We start from the raw sequence: 21,651 nt of genomic DNA, 5'->3' as shown, positions 1-21,651 counted from the left end.
TATAATCTACCGATACGCGTCCGGTTGTCCTGTCATGCAAAAGGACGAGGAGCGCAGCGATGTGCCGATAGCGTTCCATGAATGCTCGATGATCTTCACCGAACCCCGGCAGACTCGCCGCCACTATCATCTGTGAACCGAAAGCCGGCATGAGGAGATAACCGCTGTCCGGCGCGCGTCTCAAATCCAGAAACTGATCAATATAGTAACTTTGCGGGATACCGAGATGTCCATCAATCGTTTCGTTAAAGATACCGCCGACAAAGGCAGCGGGATGTAGGTGGAGGTTTTTTCCGACCCGTCGATTGGCATTAGGCAGTCCACTTTTTAACCAGAGTTGTGGCGAGTTAATTGCGCCAGCGGCGAGCACCACTCTATCGCTTTGAATATACAATCCGCCCGATGGCAACCGAGCGGATACACCAACGACTCGCCCTTTTTCCACGTGAATTTTCTCAGCCGTGCAGTCGCTGTAGAGTTTCGCACCTGCGGCAAGTGCCAAAGGGATATACGTGACCGCCATGCTCTGCTTGCCTGTGCTTCTCGAATCAATTTGCTTTGCTTTAGAAACAGGGCACCCAAATAGACATTGAACACCACATGTAGGGCATTCGCTGCGATTGTGTCTCTGGACGGCACCGCGCCATCCCATGGCTTCGCACCCGCGGCGGATAACAGCATTTAATGGATTTACGTCTGTTTCTTGCATCTGCGTAACGCCGAGAATCTCCTCCACCTGATTGTAGTGGGGCCAAATCTCTGGAACTTGCCACCTGTATAACAGTGCTTGGGGCGGACGGACGGCATAACAGAGATTATGCACCGTTGAACCGCCAACGCCTTTCCCCTGCGAAATGACAATCGCGTTGTCCCGCGTGCCCCGTAAACCGCTATCCCAGAAAAGGCGACGTAGCATTTCCGGTTCGTAACTGTTAAAAGTACTTGGATCGTGATTTTCCCCTGCCTCTAAAATAATTACCGATAGTCCGGCTTCAGCGAGTTCTTTCGCGACGACCGCACCACCCGCGCCGGAACCGATAACGCACACGTCGGCACGCTCTTCCCGCTGTAAACTTTTTTTTCTCAACCATGCGGGTCGGATATTGGTAGCATTTGAAAACCAAGATCGTGATTTATTCATAGCGGAATAGCTGTCAGCCATCGGTTGTCGGCAGTCAGAAGAATAACTGTCGGCTGACTCCTATTTTGTTAGGGAACGGTAACGTCGGTACGCCTGTTCTGCTTTCACCTGTTCACCGACCTGCCGATAGGCATTCGCCAAGTTTCGGTAAAGTTGTGGATTCGTTGAGCCAAGGCGTGTCGCCGTTTCAAACTGCGCGATCGCCTGTTGCGGTTTTTTTAGCATCATATAGACAATGCCGAGACTATTTCGGTATATCGCGCTCTCTGGATGTGCTTCAACGAGACGTCCATAGACTTCAAGTGCCTCTGGATACGCCTCTATTTGCAGGTAAATGTAACCAAGCAGTTCAGATGCCTTCTCATCGTGCGGTGCGATGCCGAGACACACTTTGAGTTCCGCCGTAGCAAGCTCCCATTCCGTCCTTTTCATAAATAGTTCTGCAAGCTCATAACGCGGTTGCAGGCGTTGCGGATCGTTATGAATCAAACGCTGCAGTGATGCCAATTGCTCCTCTTCACGTGTGAGTTTCTCAAACATGCGGAGCGCAGCGCGTCCTTCGGCGACTTTCCCCGTGCGGAGATAACAATTCCCAAGATTAAAATGCGCTTTGGTATGCCGACTTTTGCGTTTAATAACTGCTCCAAAGTGCGGTATCGCTTGCGTGAAATCCTCTTTTTGGTAGTAAGCAAGACCGAGAAGGTAACGGGCTTCACTATCCCGTGACACCTGTTTAAGGTGCCGAATCGCATCGTCGATTCGGTTCTGTCGGAGGTATGCATCGCCTAAAAGCCTTCGCGCGCGTGAGAGGTCAGGCTGCAACTGTAGGGCACGTTCCAAGGGTTCAGTCGCATCTTTAGCACTCGCTACGCCGATAAGATACGCCTCGCCGAGGCGAACATGGGCATCAGCAAAATCGGGTGTGAGGTTAATCACGGTCTGGAGTGCATCAATGGCTGGTTTCCATTGGGATTGTTTGCCGTAAAGCAGACCGAGTTGATAGTGTGCTTCAGCGAGGGTTGGGTCCAGTTCTACTGCTCGCTGAAACGCCGCAAATGCATCACGATTCTTTCCTTGCGTGAGTGCCTGTAAGCCTACTTCATAGGCGTGTGCCGCCCTGTCTGGCTGGTTTCCCTGTTTTGCCAGGGCAAGACCTGCCACCGATAGGAAAATTAGTAAAGAAAGACAGAGGAGATTCGTTTTCATTGTCCGTTGAGACAGACCTACTTATTAGTAGACGTTATTTTGCGTTTATGATAGCATATTTTGATAGGTCTTTCAACCCTCTATTAGGGCGCAGCCAGGGTCATTTAGTTTTAAGCAATTATGGGAATTTGGGTGGATCCGGTGTCCCTTCCCAGTAACGGGTGGGAACCCTGGTTAGGAATGCAGATCGCATTTGGGCGAGTACGCCGCAAAACCGCACCTACCGGGCCGGGGTATCCAAAACCCTCCTAAAAATGGAGAACTAAATGCCCCTAAGGGCGCAGCTCGCAAGACATCTATGAAGATGGGTCGGGAATCGGAGTTCCCTCCTACATTGGCATAGAAAATCAAGTCAAGCCTGTAAGGATTGACGACTCCAGAGAAATGAACGTTAAATCCCAAATCCACTCACCTTAACCGCAAGGAAAATTTAAAAAATGGAATTTGTTCAGTTGACGGAGACACAACGCCAAGAATTCGAGGAAAACGGTTACCTCATCGTGCGCTCAGCAATTGACAGTGAGATGATTCAACGTCTGACCGAGGCAGGTGACCGGCTCATGGAATCGTTTGAGTACCACAACTATTACGCACATCGGCGGGACGGATTGGTACAAGAACCCGCATTCGCTGATCTCGCGACACAGTCGAAAGCAGTGCCGTTGATTCTGCAACTGCTCGGTACAAATATCCATATCACGAACACAGCACTCATCCACAAGCACCCACAGGCACCTGAAAAACCTGACAACCGCAATTGGCATCGAGACGTCGGTGTGCATCTGGACGTTGGGCATGCGGGGTGCCCACGCGTCGGCTTGAAGGTCGGTTACTGTTTAACGGATTTCAGCGTGCCGAACTCAGGTGCGACGTGGTTTATCCGAAAGAGCCACAAACTGAGTAAACCGTTGGGTATCCGCGAAGGCGATGTTGATCCACCTGTGTATGACGAACCGCTCCTGCACGCAGGAGATGCGTTTCTGTTTGAAAGTCGTATCTATCATGCAGCGGGACTCAATTTCAGAGAGAATATCTCTAAAGTCGTCATCTACGGGTACCATTACCGCTGGGTTAAGCCTGATTATTATCTGCGCTATTACAATGACAGTCTGCAACCAGATAAAACACTGGTGGAAAATCTGGACGATCTCGGTAGGCAGTTTCTTGGTGCCTCCATAGACACACAGGGCAGGCACGATCCGAACGGGGTGCACTGGGCTGGCACGGAGTGGGCAGGGGCGCATAACCTGAACTTGGAACAAGCCCCGCAAGTTGTGGCAATTTAAAATAGGAGAAAAAAATGAAAGAAATCAAGGTAGGTATTGTTGGTTGCGGTGGTATTGCTGGTGGTAAACACCTTCCGGGTCATAAAGGCGTCAAGGGTGTTTCGATTATCGCGGCGTGCGACATCGACGAAACTCGTGCGAAAGCGTTCGCCAAACAGCACAACATTCCACACGTCTTCAGTGATTATGAGGAATTGGCGGCAATGGATGAACTGGATGCGGTGAGCGTTTGCACGCCGAACAACTTCCATGCCGGACCCACTATCGCGGCGTTGAACGCGGGAAAACATGTTATCTGTGAAAAGCCTATTGCTGCCAATGCTATCGACGGACAAGCAATGGTAGATGCACAAAAGGCGAGCGGCAAAGTGCTACAGATTGGGTTACAATCTCGATTCCGTGCGGAGGCGCGCACTTTACGCAAACTCTACGACGAAGGTTTCTTTGGAGACATCTACTATGCCCGCGCAATGTCAGTGCGACGGCGTGGGGTCCCTGCCTCGCCATCTTTCCTGAGTAAAGCCATCGCAGGCGGCGGACCGTTGATTGATATTGGCGTACATATCCTCGATGTGTTACTCTGGATGATCGGTTCTCCGAAACCGATTGAGGCGTTCGGTATGACAGCAACGAAGTTTGGACATAAAGAGAATGTCATCAACCCGTGGGGGAAATGGAATCCTGAAGAATTCGAGGTGGAAGACTTCGCGATGGGTACTATCCGCTTTGAGGGTGGGTTGACGGTGACTTTGGAAACGGCGTGGGCATCACATATCGAGAACATCGGCGGAACGTTCTTTATGGGAGACTTAGCCGGTGCAACCTATGAACCGCTTCAGATTTACCTTGATAAAAAAGATGAGATGGTGAATTATACCCCGAAACTGCTCACAGGGTTACCGAGTGAATTTGAGTCGTTCCACACGGCTATTCGAGACGGATTGCCGTCTCCTGTGCCCGCTGAAGAGGTGTTGAACGTTGCGAAAATCTTCGATGCGCTCTATGAATCGGCACGGATCGGTCGCTCCGTCCCGATTTTTTAATTTACCTGAGGCGGAAGTACCTCATCAGGCATTCGGGGTTAGAAACCCCTCCTACAAGTTTACGCTACAAAATGCGCGCTCTGACAACCTTAACTCTGGTAACTTGCACGCACAATCGTTTTGATGCCGCCTCGGATGTTAAAATCACCGACAACTTCTGCTTTCCGTGGTTGACAGGCTTCAACAAAGTCCTCCAGCACTTTATTCACGACGTGTTCATGAAAGATACCGACATCTCGGTAGGAAAGAAAGTACTCCTTCAACGATTTCAGTTCGACACAGTGCTGGTCTGGCACGTAAGTGATACAGAGTGTTGCGAAATCCGGGAGTCCCGTTTTAGGACACACCGCAGTGAACTCTAAGTTGGTAATCTCGATTGTGTAATCTCGGTGGCTATACTGATTTTCCCATGTCTCAATTGGAGGCGTCTTCAATTGACGGATATGGGTTTGTAAATCATCATAGCCAGTGCTTTGGCTCATTTAGTGTCTCCTCCGGATTATTGGCAGTCAGCGTATTGGAAACTCTCAGTATGGGGATGGAAGATTGGAAGACTGGAAGGTTGGGGTCCCATCCTTTTCTTCTCCGATCCTTCCAGTTTCTTCTGATTAGGGAATCGCGAGCTGGAGCTCGCTCCTACAACTGATTGCTGATTGCCGACCGCTACTTGAGAATTACCATCCGGCGGGTGCGTTGGAAATCGCCAGCGGTAAATGTATAGAAATAGATGCCGCTTGCGACCTTCGTGCCATAAGCGTCCCTTCCATCCCAGTACGCGGCTTTCTCTTGGCTCCGATACCTGCCCGGTTCTTGTAATCCGATATTCAACTGACGGACAAGCCCACCGCGGACATCGTAGATTTTCAAAATAACTTCTGCCTGCTCTGCCAGATCATAGGGAAACCACGTCTCTGGATTAAAGGGATTCGGATAATTCTGGAGAATTGTTGTCTGTTTGATATATCCGAGCGTCGAGAGCAAATGCGAAGATGGATCCACAGAGAATGGGACATCCGCAGCGCGGAATCCAAGGTCAATTGGGTTAAAGATAAAAGCGGAGCCTGAGTTATCACCGGCATTGTCGCTACCTGAAGCACCGACGATAGCAAACGAGCCTCTGATGGCAACAGCTGCTCCAAAGAGATCCGATTGATTTGTGCCAGCGGCCTCAATTCGGCGTTTCTCTACCCAAGACAACCCATCGCGCAAAAAGGAGTAAGCCGCGCCTCTGTCCATTAGTATTGTGGGATCATCATGCGGATCCTGCAAGGGATGGTTATCCTTCCATGCCCCGACGATTGCGGTATCTTCGTGAATTGCGACGGCTGAACCGAATTCATCACCAGCATCGCCATCGGAGGCGGTTAACTTTGCCTGTTGGACCCAAGAATCCCGCGTCTCCACAAAAATATAAGCGGCTCCGAGGTCGTCAAGATTGCGATCCTCTGTAGGTGATCCGATGATAGCGGCTCCGTTCGTTAAATCGATAGAGTAACCGAATCCGTCACCGATGCCAATATCATTTGGCAGAAGCAGCAGGTCTTGTATCCATGTGCCTCCATTGCGCGTAAAGAGATAGACTGCGCCTGAATCGGGTCCCGCTGCGTCGCTCTGGTGGGCACCGATGAGGACATTATCGTTATAGACAGAAACAGCAAAACCAAACTGGTCGCCCGGCACAGCACCTCGGTGGACGAGTTTCGCCTGTTGCGTCCAAGATGTTCCGTTTCGGACAAAGACGTATGCGGCACCGGAATCCGCGCCAACTTCATCTTTTCCATAGGCACCGACGACAGCGGTATTCCCATGTACCGCGACAGATGATCCGAACTGATCAAACATTCCGAGGTCGCCACCGATGAATCTCGCCTGTTGAACCCACTCCTCGCCGGCTTGCACGAAAATGTATGCCGCGCCGGATTCGGGTCCTGCGTCATCAACCCCAGGTGCCCCAACAAGGACGGTTGTGCCATCCATTGCGACAGCATTTCCGAACAGATCCCCCGCCTTTGCGTCGTCAGCAGTAAGTTTTTTGCGTTGTAGCCAGAGGGTGCCGGCGCGCTCAAAGATGTACGCGGCACCCGCGTTCGGTGCGATGTCGTCATCCTGCTGTGCGCCAGAGATAGCGTAGTTACCACTGATAGCAACAGATATTCCGAATTGATCTTCTGAAGCGGTTTCACCATCACTGAGTTTACCGCTCTCTACCCACGACCCGTCTTCTCTTTGTTCAAAGAGGTATGAAGCACCGGAGGACAACCCCCCGGCATCCTGCAGTGGCGCGCCGGAGATCACTTCATTCTCACCAATGGCGACAGCGAATCCAAGCTGGTCACCACCATTTCTATCACCGGCGACTAACTTTGTGTGTTGATTCCAAAATGGAGGTTCATTTTGGGTAAAGACATAAGCGGCACCGACGACATCATCTCCAACGTTGGCCCCCGTCGCGCCAATGACAGCGGTTTCTCCCTTGATATCAACAGAAACACCGAAAGAGGTTGCGCCATCAGGGTCAATTGGAATCATACGAATACGAATGCGGTTTCTTTTTTGCTCCCATACGGTTCCTTCGCGCCTATAGATGTAAGCAGCACCAGTCCCTCTGTTTTTAGGTGAGGTCACAATGGCAAAATCGCCGTCAACATCGACTGCGTATCCAAAGTTATCATCCGATTCGGTATTGTTTCCGATGAGTTTCGCCTGATGTATCCATCCGAATTGGTTTCGGACGAAAACATAAGCAGCACCGGCATCATTCCCGGCTTCATCATCACGAGTCGCCCCAATAATAGCGGTATCTCCATCAATTCCAACGGAAAAGCCGAAGTATGCGAAATTAGAAGCATCCGGCGCAGTGAGTTTGGCTGTTTGAGTCCAAACCTCTCCGTTCCGCTCGAAAACGTAGACGGAACCGCCATCTGCTAAAGGTTCGTTTGAACGGTGAGTTCCAATGAGGACGGTATCTTCATCAATCGCTACCGAGATACCGAAATAGTCGCCCCGCGTTTCCTCAGGTGAGATGAGCTTGGCTTGCTCTATCCATTCAGTCCCCTGCCGCCTAAAGACATAAGCGGCACCTGAGTTCCTACCGGCTCCATCGTTCGCCGGTGCACCAGCGACAAGGTAATCACCACTCATGGCGAGTGTTGTGCCGAATCGGTCGCCCGCATCGGCATCGCTGGCGAACAATTTTTGATGTTGGACCCACCCGGTTTCGGTGCGCAGAAAGACCTGAAGTGAGCCTGTGTCCCTGCCGAAGTCAGTATCATCATACGGAACACCGACCACTGCATAATCACCGCTAATACCGACACTTGCACCAAAACGATCTTGGATCACAGCAGCACTCGTGTTAAGTTGCACTCGGTCGGCGCTGCTTTGCATAATCAACCCAATTCCGAAGAATAAGGTTAGCATAGTTATCTGTAATTTTCTCAATTCTCTTCCCTCGCTATTAGACATGACCTAATGCCCTGAACCGACAAAAACAGGTGTGAGTCAAGGTGAACTGTTTTGATTGGTAACGTTTTTTTGAATTCTTCGTAATGCGTCTTCCTTGTACTTAATTAGTGACACAATTTATAGATGAAAAGGGTGCATAATTTCAGAAAAGATGACCGATAACTATTGAACAGGGCTGCGGGTCGACGTTAGTCTGATATGCTGAGTCTATAGATCGTCTTTGCTTTATCATCGCCGTACCATAAAGCCGTGCCATCCCAAGTGAGTCCATGCGGTTCGTTTGGACACGAAACGCTATTGAGCACTTCACCGGATTCGGGATGGATTCGGTAAGCGACATGGTCGTTCGTATCGGCGTTCCAAAGTGCTTTTCCATCCCATGCGAGTCCGTGTGCTCGACCGCCCGGTGTTTGCAGCTCAGCAAGGATTTCGCCAGTTTTGGGGCATTGCTTGATGAACCGCCCCGTGTTCATGTCAACACTCCAGAGATGCTCCCCATCATAAGCCAGCCCGTGTGGACCTTCCCCAGGCGATGAAAATGTTGTAACGACTTCCAGTTCAGGGATCGTGAGTTTGTAGAAAGTTTGTTGCCATATACTGTTATACCAGAGATGCTCGCCATCCCATTCTATGCCAGCACCGCCGGGGTAGGGAGGCGTAAGTGTTAGTTCAACTTCGCCGGTTTCAGGATTGATTTTGTGGATAGGTCCAACCCCTTCCACGCTCCAGAGCGATGTTCCGTGCCATGCGAGTCCATTTGTGCCAGCCCCAGGGGCTGAGATATGATGTCCAGTTGTTTCACGCATTTTTCTGGTCCCTCCCCGATAGTTGCTCTGTCTCTAAGAGCGCGTCCTGAATTTCAGTGATAACATCTTGATCGGTTTCAACTGTGAGTCGCGTTTTCAATACCCGTTTGGCGGTTTCGCCTCCGATTTTTCCCAATGCCCAGGCGGCATGACCTCGAACTAAAGGTTCGTGATCCACTAATGCGCCTTCGAGTGCTGGAACAGCTTCGGAAGTCACCCGATCACGATCATCGTGATGGAGTGCATCCGACCGCCGCGTTCCCCAATTACCGATAGCAACAAGGACATTTCGCAAGAACCCTCGACGTTTCGCGCGTTTGATTGGACTCCCTTTGAATCGTCGGCTAAATTCTTGTTGCGTCATACCCACAAGCGAAAGTAACTGAGGAGCGAGGTTTCCATCGCGCGGCTGAAACGCGGGTTCGGTTGTCGGAACGGCTTTACTGTTCCATGGACAGACCTCTTGGCAGATGTCGCAGCCAAAGATTAAATTCCCCACCTTAGGGCGAAGTGCCTTCGGTATGCTCCCCTTTAACTCGATTGTCAGATAAGAGATACAGAGCCGAGAATCAAGCAGATTCGGTTCAATAATTGCGTCCGTTGGACACGCTTCAATACAGCGCGTGCAAGTGCCACAACTCCCGCGAAGATCTGATTCATCGGATTCCAATGCAACATCGATGAGGACCTCTGCGAGAAAATACCAAGACCCCGAACGCCAATGAATCAAGTTCGTATTTTTACCGATCCATCCGATGCCTGCTCTCTGTGCGTACTCCCGTTCAATAATAGGTGCGGTATCAACACAGACGCGGGTTCGCAATTCGATTTCAGCAGTCTGTTTAATAAAAGTGACAAGTTCTAAAAGGCGTTCACGAATAAGTTCGTGATAATCATCGCCCCATGCGTAACGGGAGATCTGTCCTCGTCCGGGATCTTGTGCGAGTACCTCCGGCGGATCGAGCGTATAATAGTTCATCGCGAGGCTAATCACAGATTTCGCTTCTGTCAGCAGTCGACGGACATCTGTCTTCAGCGGGAGATGCTTTTCAAGATAACTCATTTCCCCGGCGTACCCGCTTTCTATCCACTGCTGATATCGAGCAATCGTTTCACTCTGCGCTGCGGGTGTAATTCCAATGAGTTCAAATCCGAGTTCGTTTGCGCGCGCCTGAATCTGTCTTTTAATTTTTCCTTGCGGATTTTTAATTTTTCCTTGCGGTTCAGTGAGGTGGGTTTGATACATAGAGTGCCTCTCCGTAGAGCCGCCCTCCTATCGCAGGTCTCCTATAAAGGCTTGCGGGACAATGTTACGGGCTACTGTTTAGTTTTATCTTTATTTTTCTACCCAAAGCAGCAGCCTGCAACAACGGCGCAGGCGGGTTTAAGGAACGCCCTTGATAGTTGAAACGGACGTTATTCCTCCGCAAGGTACAATTAAAAAATTAAAAAGATCCGCGTGGATAGGATCCGAGGACATTGACGTGCCGGCATAATTCTTCAAGCTTCTCAAATGCGATGATGACGCGTTCTTCAGCAATATGACCGTCCATCTCAGTAAAGAAGACATATTCCCACGGTTTGGCTCGCGACGGCAAAGACTCTAAATAACTCAGATTCAATTCTGCTTGTTCTAAAATACCCAAGGCTCGGTGTAGTGCGCCAACCTGATCCGGAATTGCGAAAAACAGCGAAGTCCGATCATAGCCGCTTGGATCTGGAATATGCTTCCCTATCACAAAAAAGCGAGTCGTGTTATCAGGTTCATCCATAATGGAGTTCGCGACGATTGGGACCTCATAAATTTCGCTTGCGAGTTCACTTGCAATGGCAGCTGCTGACGACTCTTGTGCGGCGCGCTGCGCCGCCTCAGACGTACTCACAACCTCAATCTGCTCAGCACCACTGAGATGTCGCCGCAACCATGCCTTACATTGTGCGAAAGGTTGCGGATGAGAGTAGACACACCGAATTTCTGTGAGCGGTGACCTTGATAAAAGGTGCTGCTTTATCGGTTGGAATATCTCCGCGCAAATCCACAAAGGCGTGCGTTGGAAACGTTCCAAAACATCACGAACAGTGCCTTGGGCTGAATTTTCAATAGCCACCACACCGTAGTCCGCCCTACCAGACTCAACCTCAGTAAAAATGTCAATCTGTGGGTGGATAGGTATAAACTCAGTTGATGTGCCGAAATGAGATAGAGCCGCCAAGTGTCCGAAACTGCCGACGGGTCCGAGGAAGGCTACCCGCTCCGGATCCTGCAAGGAACGGGACGCAGATAAAATCTCGGTCCAGATCGCCTCAAGTGCGGCTTCCGGGAACTGGTTTCCGTGATTTCGTTTCTTCAAACGTTCAATAATCTGCTTCTGCCGATGCGGAACATAGACCTCTGCAATGCCTGTTTTTGCCTTCATCGCACCGACCTGCTTGGAAATCTCAGCCCGTTTCTGTAGCAGCACTAAAATTTGATCGTCAATCTCGTTAATTTGATCTCGGTACTTTGTCAGTTCCAAAAAAATAGATCTCCGTGTTAATGGCAGTCAGCAATCAGCGGTCGGCAGTCAGCAAAGAGGTATTCTTGCTGATCGCTGACGGCTGACAGCTGACGGCTATTAAACTAACTATCCAATTTCTTCATAGCTGCAATCATTTCCTCGTCTGAGGGGTTATTTTTCACCATCTCAGTGAACGCCTCAGCACTTATCTCGTGTTCCTCCAGGAACAACTTATCCTGCGGTCACGGGTAGATATACTCACCGAGGATACCCTGCAGTTTTGCACTGGCTTTGTCACTGATTCTGGCTAACCATGGGATATCCCCAATGATCATGTCCCGGTGCCGTGGTTTCCAATCGAGAGCCATCTGTTTCACCTCCTTTAATAGTTATTAGCCGTCAGCTATTCAGTCAGCTGACGTAAAGTTTGCTCTAAAAGGCGTTGATACCGCCCATATTCTGTCCAATTACCAGCGCGTAGTGCATCCTGTCCCGCATTGAAATAACGGTTCGCTTGCTCGATGAGACCTTGCAACGAAGTTTGGTCTGTCCCGACACCAGTTCCCGCGTCGGTGTCGTCAGTTGTCGCTGTCGCAGCGGAGGTCTGGATCCCTGTTCCCTGTCCGAACATATTGACGAGTGCCTCCTCAAGCGTTTCACCCCATACGACTTCGTTCCCATATCCGATGACGACCCGTCGTAATTCGGGAATAGCGGTTTTTTCATCTTCGGATTGTATATAGATAGGCTCAACATAGAGTAGTGAGTTGTTCATCGGCAGAATCAACAGATTTCCGCGTAAGACACGGGATCCTTGTGTATTCCAGAGGCTAATCTGTTGTGAAATTTCCGGTTCTTGGCTAATAAAGTTCTCCACTTGCATCGGTCCAGCGACCTGTTTCCCTTTCGGGAACCGGTAAACAAGGAGCTGCCCATATTGGGGCAAGTCGCATCGGGCAGCAAGCCATGCAGTCAGATTCGGTTTGTTGAACGGTGTGAACGGTAACATCAACATGAATTCCGATCGCTCCTGCCCTGGTAGTCTGATGACCACATAATAGGGTTCAACGGGTTGTCCGTTTGAACTGGAACTTTGGGGGACCTGCTGGGGTGCGAAGGGACTTCTTGGTTGCTGAGGCGCGGAAGCCTGTCGCGTTTGGGCATCAGTATTGTCATAAAGTTCTCTGCCGATCTCCCATTTATCCTCGCCTGCGTAGAAGGTTACGGGGTCTTTCATGTGGTAATCCTGATAGACGCGTGCTTGGATAAGGAACATAGAGGTCGGGTATCGGACATGCGCCTTCAGCTCATCCGGCATCTCCTCAAACGATTTGAAAAGGTCTGGGAAAATCTTTCGATAACATTCTGCGATTGGATCTTGTTCCCGCTCCATGATGTAAAAATCGACAGTACCATCGTAAGCATCCACGATAACTTTAACAGAATTTCGGATGTAGTTCCCCCACGGTTCAGCACTCTGCTGTGCGTTAGCAATCTGCCGTCTTCTCTCGCTGACGAATTCTCGCATTGAAACGGAATAAGGATATCGGTGCGTGATGGTATAGGCATCAATCATCCACACCAATCTACCGTTATAGAGAATGATGTAAGGATCCCCGTCGTACCGTAAGAAGGGTGCGATTTTTTGGATCCGATTTTTGATGTTCCGTTCGTAGAGGATTCGGCTTGTCGGCGAAATTTCACCGGGTAGCACGAAGTTAATTTCGTTATCGAACTTCAGCATATATACCATTTTACGCCAGAAAGAGTTCAGTTCTACGCCGCCCTTACCTTGATATGCATATTCGGCGTATTGTTGCCCTTCCTGCGGATAGTCAAACTCAAGTCCTTGGCTCCGTTCGGGATGTACGATAACATAGCGATCCGTGCGTTCACCATAATAGATACGGGGTCCCGGTGTTTCGCTGAACCGATGCTGCCACTGCTCGTCATAGTCAATAGGGGGCAATCCTTGAATGTACATGTTAGGTTTGCCATTATCAATCTCATTGACGGGACTTACAACTGCGCCGTAGCCGTGCGTGTAGGTATAGGTCTGCTTATACCAGTCATTTCTAATTTCGATAGGAAGTTCATTAATATTGAGTTCCCGTCCAGAGAGCATTACCTGTCGAATCTCACCATCAACGACATAGCGATCGATATCGACATCGTTGAAATCATATTGTGTCCGCAATTCTTGGAGCTGTCGGAAGGTTCTGCGCAAGGGTCGCCAATCCCAGAGACGAATGCTATTGAAAACAGAAGCGTTTTCGGCACTTCTTATATCATCATAACTGAGTTGTTCTGTTAAGGGGTATTCTTCTTCTGTTACGGTGTTCTCAGCCAAACCATAAGCTTCGAGCGTCGCTTTGATGTTGTAGTTGATATAGTCCGCCTCCAACACCTGTTTCCTGGGTTCAACCTGCCATCTTTGTATAGCGACAGGATAGATTTGTCCAAGGAATCCGGCAATCAGAAACACAGCGAGTCCGCCAAAAGCGAGGGTGTTGCGTCGGAGGAAGATAGAAATGATGAAAATGAGGGCACACAGGATTGTAAGTCCAATCAAGAAATATAAAATGGGAAGTCGTGCCTTCATTGCGGCGTATCCACCACCGCCACGGACAACATCGTTTGTCGTGTAGAGCAGATCAAACATAGCAAAGCGGTAGTTCCATGCCCGGAAGAGGAGCGTCAATCCCACAAGCGTGAACAAGTGTGCTTTCACATTGAAAGGTGGACGGAACCGAAATTGGCTGGTATCTCCGGTGATGAGTCCGTGAAAAAAGTAGATGACGATCGCAAATATCGTCACTAACATAAAGACCCCGAAGAGCGTTCCACAAACATAACGTTCCGCTGGCATCCTGAAAACGTAGTAGGCGACATCCTTATCAAAGATAGGATCGCGCGCAGGAGACGTGAAAAAAGCCTTCTGTCCCGGTTCTATCTGAACAGGCGTATTCAAACGGATGGCCCCCACATCACCGAGGTCCAAAATAGCTTCAACCCGTGCGTCTTGATTCGCCCCGTTTACCTGGACGCTTATCTGATCCCCGACTCTGATGTTTTTCGCTTGAAGTTCGAGTTGTGAGACAGGAATTTCGGCAGAATTGAGACTTTCCTCTACAACAATAGGTGCAGCGGCACGGAAAGCGAGGTCCTCAGCATTAGCGTAGCGTAGATAGATTTCCCACCGGTCGCTGGCTGCATAGCCCATCATGATACTAAAAAGCACCGCAAGAAGGGTGAGTGCGCCGTAAATCATTTTTCGCGTATCACCCGGATTTTCAGCGGCACCGCCCATGAAGTCCGCCCCTCCCATAAAAGCAGGACTGAGATGTGCGGGTGTGAATCGATAGATTAAGGCAATGTTCGTTAGAAGAATCGCTAAATAGCAAGCACCAACAATTGCACCGACCAAGATTTTTGTTTTAAGAATTTTAGTGTAAACGCTGAAATAGTCGACTACCTTAAACCATAGGAAGTCGGGATAAAGGTTAACCCAGATGGCACCTAATCCCCCAACGACGGCGAGAATGGCGACAGTTGCAATAAAGCGTTTGGTTCGTGAATCCATATTTTAATTATTCCTTGCGGAGGAATGACATGCGTTTGAACGTTAACGTGCCTTCCTCATATCCGCCTGCGCCGTTGTTGCAGGCTACAATTTTGGTGTAATGTTAACTGACAACTGATAACTGACAACTATTAAAAAGCTTGACCGAGTCCGAGATGGTACTTCATACCGGGTTCAATGCTCGTTAGATCCGTATGCCACGCTGCTGCGAAATCCACTGAAAACACACCGAGTTGCAAACGGAGTCCAGCCCCGATTGACGCTTTGACATCCGCAAGACGAATCCGGTTTTTATCACGAACAAATATCCTGTAGGGATTCTCCGGTCCATATTGCCAATCCGCCCAGGCACCTCCCAAGTCTGCGAAGGCAATTCCACGAATCCCACCGATCGTCCACTGGACGGGCCATCCGAAATGCAGCACATCTATGAAAGGGATACGGACCTCAAAGTTAAGAAGTCCAATGCGTGTTCCGACCAACTCCTCATAATTATAGCCGCGTAGCGTATCAATTCCACCGAGATAAAAATAGGATCTATCACCACCGAAACTACCCCCGAGCAAGAGTCGCGTTGCCAAGGTAGACCGTCTGCCGAAACCAAAGTAGCGTCGGGCATCAAAAACAACATTTGTTAGCGACAATTCACTTCCGAGTGCAGGAAAGGACTGTTCAAGTTCAATACGGTACCGCGAACCTGTGTAAGGTGCCCATTCCCGCCACATCGTTGTATCTCCGACAAATGCAATAGAACCCATCGTGAGCAAGCCCCGGTCATCGAATGGGTCCAAAGGTTCGCGCGTTTGGAAGTTAAAGGAGAACGGCTTCGAGTACATTGAGAATGCAAAGTCAAGTCGATGGTATCTGTCAAACGGATAATTGACATACGCGCCAAGCCCGGTAATCCGTTGTAGAATGCCGCGTCGGCTCTGTATACCCCCCAAGATATGGTATTCATGATAGTTGTAAATCATCGCGCCAACATCGGTTCGGTGTGTCAAAAAACCGTATTGTGCGATAAAATCGGGTGTAAGGTAACTCGATTGGTTCATCACGCTAAGCCCGATACGATGGTTACCCAACATGTCGCTGCCAACGACTTGGACCGTACTTCTCAGGATGCCATCTGCACCGAAACTGAAATCCGGGAAGATCGCATCTAAAGTAAAAGAGGATTGCGTACTGTATTTCCGTCTGGCAATCCTATAATTTTCTTCTTCTTCCTCCGTTAAAATTACAGAAGGTTCCGCCACGCTTGAAACCCCAATTTTTTCCTCAATTGCTTTGGTAATCTCCATGATACAAACATCGTATTTTCCGTTCTGGTAGGCACTAAACAGCAGATGTTTGCCATCGGGAGCCAAGCTCGGATTGAAACAGCCTGTCATCATATTCGTAAGGCGCGTCAACTCAATTTCCACGGGTCGGGAACCCAAAGGTTCCACGCTATCATTTTCAGTGTGTTGGCTCTCGGCAACCCTCGGTTCTTGGCTCTCAGGGGAATCGTTGTCAGCTTCCACGTTTATCTCGCTGTGAGCGTTATCAGTTAAAGCGGGATCTGATTTAACCAAATCACCTTTTACCTGACTGCTGACTGCTGACTGCTGGTCGTTGATTGCTATTTTGTGTATATCGTAAATGCCCTGTCGATCTGAACAGAAAAGGATCGATTTCCCATCTGGTGTCCAACTTGGACTGATAGCGTTATAGGTGCCATCGGTCAGCACGCGTTCCGTCCCTTGGCTGAGGTTTATCAGGACCAATCTATTTTTCGCGCCTCTCTCGGAGGTATAGATAATCTCGCCAGTCACCGGATGCCAAGATGCGTGCGTATCGTTAAATGGGTCAAAGGTAAGCCTATCCACTTCACCGGTCAGCAATTCGATGACATAGAGATCTGCCTGCCCCTCTTTGAGTGCGGAAAAGACGATTCGTTCACCGCTACCATCGTAGTCAGGTGAAGTGACGTTATCGAAATCCAACTCGAAGTATTGGGTCAATTTCTCAGTTAAAATATTGACTTCAAGGAGATAATTGGCATCGTGATATTTGGCGATGAATGCAATCCTGTCGCCGTCAGGTGCCCACGCGAGGCTTCTCCCAAACCCACCGAAATCGGTTCGGATCTCCTCGTATTTTTCACGGAAAAACCGCTTGGTGACGCGTTCGATGCGTTCACCCGTTTTTGCGGACATGAGGACAATCTCCAGAAACCCCTCATTTCCCGTGACATAAGCGATAATATCACCACTTGGCGACCAGACAGGTTTAATGTTATGGGAGTATCGAGATTTCTCGGTCAGGTTCTTTGCGACCAGATCCGGCAATTCCCTGTCCTCAACGAGGGGCCAGTAGCGTTTTCGGACTGTCTGCCGCCACGCCTTATCAAATTCTTCGAGTTCTACACCGAGCACTTCTTGGAAAACACTGTTGATGTCCTTTGTGCGACTTTGTCGTAACCCCTGCAAAATCTCAGCGATTTTCTCTCGTCCATAAGTTTCTGTGAGATACGCCACCGCTAATTGCCCTAACTTATACCCAACGAAAGGCGAGCTGAGCCGGTTGAAATTGTGGAGTTGGGGTAGTGGCACAACATTGTTATTCATGCTGGCATCTCGGATGACCATCTCCCCAATCGCATCATTGTCTTCTGCAAAATAGTCCGCCATTCCTTCTATAAACCAAATTGGTGGTGAATACAGGAACTCGCCGCTATAGATTCGGGCATGCGGTTTCTGATAGATAATATCGTATTGGAAAATATGAATGAGCTCGTGAAAAATCACCTCTCGAAACGCTTCCAAGGACCCAGTGAAGGGTATAACAATACGGTGTTTAAAGAGTTCCGCGAAACCTCCAATCCCTTCGTGAAGTTCTTGGAGAATTATGTTGGTTTCCTGAAAGTCTTTGTGGGATTTGTAAAGGATAAGTGGGGTCCTGCCTTGCAGCTCATGTTCAAAATCTTCGCTGTGTTGTTCGTAAGCTTCTTCGGCGATAGCCGCCATAATCGGCACAAGTTTCGCTTCACTTGGGTAGTAGTGGATGTCAAAATGCTCCGTCCGGTGAATGTGCCAATCGAAACGTTGCCCGGTAATCTTGTTCTTCCCAAAACTTTGCGACCACGCCACACCGGGCGATAACAAGCTGAGGACAACAAGTAGCGACAGGACATACCCGCCTACCCACGTGGAAAAACTTGGTTGGAAGAATGGAAGAATGGAAGGATGGGTGCACTCCAACCTTCCACCCTTGCAACCTTCCAGCACTTTCTTGCTGTCTTCCAATTCCATCAATGAAGTTCTGTTTCTACTGTTCTTCACATCACTTACCTTTTCTTTAACCATTGGCTGTTAGCCGTTGGCTTTCGATAGATCGGACGATTGCTATCGTTTTCACCTGCCGCAAGATTCTCTTTTCTGACCGCTGACGCCGATTGCTAATTAACTAAATATCTATCTTCGCTTTCATAATGTGGAGAGATTTGGCGTGTAAATTCTGACACGGCACGTCTACCGAGTTCCCGAATCGTATTCGCCTGCGGTCCAACCTGTGAGAAAATAAACGATCCGATGGTATGCGCCTCAGCAGTGCTCCTCCGGTAAGACTCATCCCAGACGATCTGCTTGGTTTCAACATCAACAATCATTACACGGAGTGAGAGTCGGTAGGTTTTCTGCATGTAATCCTGATAGTCCGAGACGTAGCGTTGCCGTTGTACGGAGTAGCGCTCTCCATAATAACGCCTTGGACGACTGTCGGAATAAAATCGGAAACTCCCAATGATAACCGCTTTTACTTCAAAATACTCACCGAGCTGACTCAAGTGCTTTGTATCCGTAAGCCAATCTTCTCCAATGGTCTCCCCAGTGAGTAGTCTTGATGTTTCTTGTGTACTGACGACCTCGAAATGTTTTTGGCGTGCTAACCCCCTCCGAAGTATTGAAGCGATCTCCTCACCGATCTCTGGCGGTAGTTTTTCGTTCCGCTCCGCCTGTTTCTCGCTGACAAACGGTAAAATGGCGAAGTTGGAGTAGCGGGTGATGTCGATTTCAGATTGAACTTTCACCGGAATAGAGACACGCGTCACAGCACTGCCGCATCCGCAAAGTGTTAAGATTCCCAATAGGATTCCCATTCTTTTGACTATCTGCATATTAGTCATCAGCCATCAGCACAGGTTGCTACGCAACCCTTTCGGCTATCAGCAAGAAACCTCTTTCCTGACGGGAACCGACTGCTGACCGCTACTCCGTAAGTGGTGGATCTTCTAACTGCGGTGCGTCTTCAGCATCGCCGCCACTTCGTCGAAGATGTATACGGCACCGCCGATAGTTGAGTCTGTAGTATTTATTATTTGGTTCTAATTCCGCTGCGCGCTCGTAAGAGGCAATAGCCTCCTCCATGTTTCCGAGTGCTTCGTAAGCTACACCGAGGTTATTATGTGCTTTAGCGTCCTCTGGATCGATACTGATCACCTGCTTCCATCGGAAGACGGCTTCATTCCAGAGTTGCGCTTGTGCTGCCTTGATTGCAAATCGATTGTAAGCTTCGGTCCGCGTAGTATCTCGCGATATTATAGCACATCCGGATAGCATCAAGCAGAGGAGAATAGCGATAGGTGCAAGTTGACCATATTTAAACACATTCATCACCTCAAGATTTTGCGACATTGGTTTGCAAACCACATCGTATATATTACACCGTATCCACCTTTTGCGTCAAGAGAAAAATAGGCATTTCGGGACATTGTGCCTTAATAAGTTTTAGAACCGAAACACTGGTGCCTCATTTTTTTATGTTCGTTGAAATTCGCTTCGTTTTTCTTGAAAAAAGGCTATGCGAGATTGAAAACTGAATGTCTTAGGTCTTCAAACACTGGATCATTTAGATCTCCTGTCAGAGTTCCTCCTACATACGGGGTAAACCCAACGATATGTCTGCGAAGTCTCGAGCATTTGGTGATATACAACCGGGTTTCATTGCGTTCTTCATGGAATATGATTTGATATTGCACGTCAGACGCGCTTGGAGGTTTGACATCGTGTTCTCAGTCTTGTTCAACCCAACCTACACGCTCAATTGATGCCCATGGTGCAATATCATCATACCTGCTACGTGAAGAAGACGGAGAAATGAATTTTTCCTTCTCTGTAAACAGAATCTGTATGGAATTCGATATTTTAGGTATATTTTAGGAAAATTATGTTTTTAGGGATTTAATTTGACTTTTTGTGTCAATTTCAGGTATAATTAGCCGTTATAAGACAATATTTATAATATATATAAATTGTATATTTTTGACTTAAAACGACTAAAATCCTCCATAGTCTTCATGTAAAGATAGATATAGCGATTTGCTGAGAGTATTGAAGGATTTCAAGAGTCGTTAGAGCACACCATAACTGAATCGGTGTATCCACGATTTTACCTTATCTCAGACGCGATTCGTCGGCGCGTGAATCGTCATGGATGATGACGAGTGTTGCTATTATCGTGTTCTACTGACAATGTGTCCTTCTATTGTGGCGTTTTGTCTCTCTACTTGTCAAATCTTTGTTGTGCCGCGACAAAGATTGCGAAATATTACGTCTCATCTTATCCGTTGTGAGATGGGAATCAAACATAATGAACGTTTTTAATTTAAAGATACAAGGAGGAAATATTGAATGGCGTTAAATAAAATAGCGTTTTCCTTAGCAAGTTTGGTTGTGATGCTGGCATTTTCCTCCGTTGCTCCCTCAGCTACGGCACAATTTGACATAACACTTAGTTTAGATCCAAGCCAAGATGTCAGTTCTGAGGAGGGTTACCAAGTGGAATATGGTACCCCCACTACAATTAGGCTTACATCTACTGAGGTAATACAACTTGGTGCTTCTGTTGGAGATCTTAATCTAACTGATTTTATGGTTATAGGGTATAATGCGTATGGGGGCACATCTGAGCTTACAAGTATTTTTCAAATTATTGCTACTTTAAGTGATGCTACCCCTGCTGATGGCAAGCATTTTATAATTACTATAACACAAGGAACTCCTAACACCAGTGGTATAACACGGGTTCTTTTAGTTCTACCGACGAGAGCCGAACTTGATGACGCTGGTGCGAGAAAGGCTGCCGGTAAAAACAAAGAGGCATCCATTGAGCTGCACTATGTCGCAGCAGAACCAACCGATGGAGATCCGACGGTTCTTTCTATTAGTAAGGTCGGTGCTTCACTGCTTCCTGTTACTGAGGTTTTTGATGTGCTTATCACGTTGAGTGAGATGCCTCGTAAAGACGGCTTCAAAAAGGATCACATAGATGCTTCCAACGCAACGGTTGCTGATCCTGTTGCTATAGAACCTATTCTTGTCGATCTCAATGAAGATGGTACGATAGATACCGGCGAAACGGCTTGGTCAGGTCGTGATGGTATGCATCACCGCTATGTAGTGAAGGTCACGCCGAAGTTTGAGAACAAAAACGACATCGTCGTGAAAGTTAAGTCGTTCATGGACCAAGAAAATCCGTCAGGTAACGCGTATACGCCACCTACAACTGCGGCTGGCTATACCGAAGGCACGGACCAACTCACCGTCAAGGTCGGTAAAGAGGTTCTGGAGGACAAAGCGTCAGGTCTT

14 protein-coding genes are annotated in these 21,651 nt (G+C 48.6%); 3 read left to right on the top strand and 11 right to left on the bottom strand.

The features are described 5' to 3' along the window. Both J4G07_13665 and J4G07_13660 read right to left on the bottom strand, forming a co-directional pair. A partial coding sequence (locus J4G07_13665) for a GMC family oxidoreductase N-terminal domain-containing protein (protein ID MCE2415043.1) occupies positions 1 to 1,141 on the bottom strand: 1,141 nt, incomplete at its 3' end. Between the two features lie 60 nt (positions 1,142 to 1,201). Then, the gene (locus J4G07_13660; GenBank protein MCE2415042.1) at positions 1,202 to 2,347 is read right to left on the bottom strand and encodes a tetratricopeptide repeat protein; all 1,146 of its coding nucleotides are present in this window, start codon (positions 2,345 to 2,347) and stop codon (positions 1,202 to 1,204) included. 437 nt (positions 2,348 to 2,784) lie between these two features. Between J4G07_13660 and J4G07_13655 the strand changes: the two genes are divergently transcribed. Beyond that, complete coding sequence (locus tag J4G07_13655) at positions 2,785 to 3,633, top strand: phytanoyl-CoA dioxygenase family protein (protein ID MCE2415041.1); 849 nt, start codon at positions 2,785 to 2,787, stop codon at positions 3,631 to 3,633. Positions 3,634 to 3,647: 14 nt separating this feature from the next. Continuing rightward, positions 3,648 to 4,676 carry a Gfo/Idh/MocA family oxidoreductase gene (locus J4G07_13650; GenBank protein ID MCE2415040.1) on the top strand — a complete coding sequence of 343 codons (1,029 nt, stop codon included), beginning with the start codon at positions 3,648 to 3,650 and terminating at the stop codon, positions 4,674 to 4,676. 89 nt (positions 4,677 to 4,765) lie between these two features. Here J4G07_13650 and queF read toward each other — a convergent pair whose 3' ends face one another. The 9 genes from queF to J4G07_13605 form a co-directional block, all read right to left on the bottom strand. Beyond that, complete coding sequence (gene queF / locus J4G07_13645; GenBank protein MCE2415039.1) at positions 4,766 to 5,158, bottom strand: NADPH-dependent 7-cyano-7-deazaguanine reductase QueF; 393 nt, start codon at positions 5,156 to 5,158, stop codon at positions 4,766 to 4,768. Between the two features lie 181 nt (positions 5,159 to 5,339). Beyond that, complete coding sequence (locus J4G07_13640) at positions 5,340 to 8,063, bottom strand: T9SS type A sorting domain-containing protein (protein MCE2415038.1); 2,724 nt, start codon at positions 8,061 to 8,063, stop codon at positions 5,340 to 5,342. A 266-nt stretch (positions 8,064 to 8,329) separates the two neighbouring features. Then, positions 8,330 to 8,947: a hypothetical protein gene (locus tag J4G07_13635; GenBank protein ID MCE2415037.1), complete on the bottom strand. Its 618-nt coding sequence runs from the start codon at positions 8,945 to 8,947 to the stop codon at positions 8,330 to 8,332. Continuing rightward, positions 8,940 to 10,193, bottom strand: coding sequence for a tRNA epoxyqueuosine(34) reductase QueG (queG, locus tag J4G07_13630; GenBank protein ID MCE2415036.1), 1,254 nt, complete (start codon positions 10,191 to 10,193; stop codon positions 8,940 to 8,942). Before queG ends, J4G07_13635 begins: the two co-directional genes overlap by 8 nt. Before the next feature lie 199 nt (positions 10,194 to 10,392). Beyond that, positions 10,393 to 11,463: a prephenate dehydratase gene (pheA, locus tag J4G07_13625; GenBank protein MCE2415035.1), complete on the bottom strand. Its 1,071-nt coding sequence runs from the start codon at positions 11,461 to 11,463 to the stop codon at positions 10,393 to 10,395. Between the two features lie 385 nt (positions 11,464 to 11,848). Then, positions 11,849 to 15,028: a UPF0182 family protein gene (locus J4G07_13620; protein ID MCE2415034.1), complete on the bottom strand. Its 3,180-nt coding sequence runs from the start codon at positions 15,026 to 15,028 to the stop codon at positions 11,849 to 11,851. 131 nt (positions 15,029 to 15,159) lie between these two features. After that, positions 15,160 to 18,348 (bottom strand): PD40 domain-containing protein, encoded by a 3,189-nt coding sequence (locus tag J4G07_13615; protein MCE2415033.1) that lies wholly within the window; start codon positions 18,346 to 18,348, stop codon positions 15,160 to 15,162. 116 nt (positions 18,349 to 18,464) lie between these two features. Then, a complete protein-coding gene (locus J4G07_13610; protein MCE2415032.1) occupies positions 18,465 to 19,181 on the bottom strand; it encodes a hypothetical protein in 717 nt (238 codons plus the stop codon). A gap of 91 nt (positions 19,182 to 19,272) precedes the next feature. Beyond that, complete coding sequence (locus J4G07_13605; GenBank protein ID MCE2415031.1) at positions 19,273 to 19,671, bottom strand: tetratricopeptide repeat protein; 399 nt, start codon at positions 19,669 to 19,671, stop codon at positions 19,273 to 19,275. Between the two features lie 1,023 nt (positions 19,672 to 20,694). Here J4G07_13605 and J4G07_13600 point away from each other — a divergent pair. After that, positions 20,695 to 21,651 (top strand): hypothetical protein (locus J4G07_13600; GenBank protein MCE2415030.1); only part of this gene is annotated, 957 nt, incomplete at its 3' end.

It is taken from the genome of Candidatus Poribacteria bacterium, assembly GCA_021295715.1.
Taxonomy (GTDB): Bacteria; Poribacteria; WGA-4E; order WGA-4E; family WGA-3G; genus WGA-3G.
This window is presented reverse-complemented; position numbering and strand designations above follow the sequence as displayed.

What these genes read in the sequence shown, in the direction of transcription:
- J4G07_13660 (MCE2415042.1), bottom strand. Translation starts at nt 2,347, where the DNA reads ATGAAAACGAATCTCCTCTGTCTTTCTTTACTAATTTTCCTATCGGTG.
- J4G07_13655 (MCE2415041.1), top strand. Translation starts at nt 2,785, where the DNA reads ATGGAATTTGTTCAGTTGACGGAGACACAACGCCAAGAATTCGAGGAA.
- J4G07_13650 (MCE2415040.1), top strand. Translation starts at nt 3,648, where the DNA reads ATGAAAGAAATCAAGGTAGGTATTGTTGGTTGCGGTGGTATTGCTGGT.
- queF (MCE2415039.1), bottom strand. Translation starts at nt 5,158, where the DNA reads ATGAGCCAAAGCACTGGCTATGATGATTTACAAACCCATATCCGTCAA.
- J4G07_13640 (MCE2415038.1), bottom strand. Translation starts at nt 8,063, where the DNA reads ATGCAAAGCAGCGCCGACCGAGTGCAACTTAACACGAGTGCTGCTGTG.
- J4G07_13635 (MCE2415037.1), bottom strand. Translation starts at nt 8,947, where the DNA reads ATGCGTGAAACAACTGGACATCATATCTCAGCCCCTGGGGCTGGCACA.
- queG (MCE2415036.1), bottom strand. Translation starts at nt 10,193, where the DNA reads ATGTATCAAACCCACCTCACTGAACCGCAAGGAAAAATTAAAAATCCG.
- J4G07_13620 (MCE2415034.1), bottom strand. Translation starts at nt 15,028, where the DNA reads ATGGATTCACGAACCAAACGCTTTATTGCAACTGTCGCCATTCTCGCC.
- J4G07_13610 (MCE2415032.1), bottom strand. Translation starts at nt 19,181, where the DNA reads ATGCAGATAGTCAAAAGAATGGGAATCCTATTGGGAATCTTAACACTT.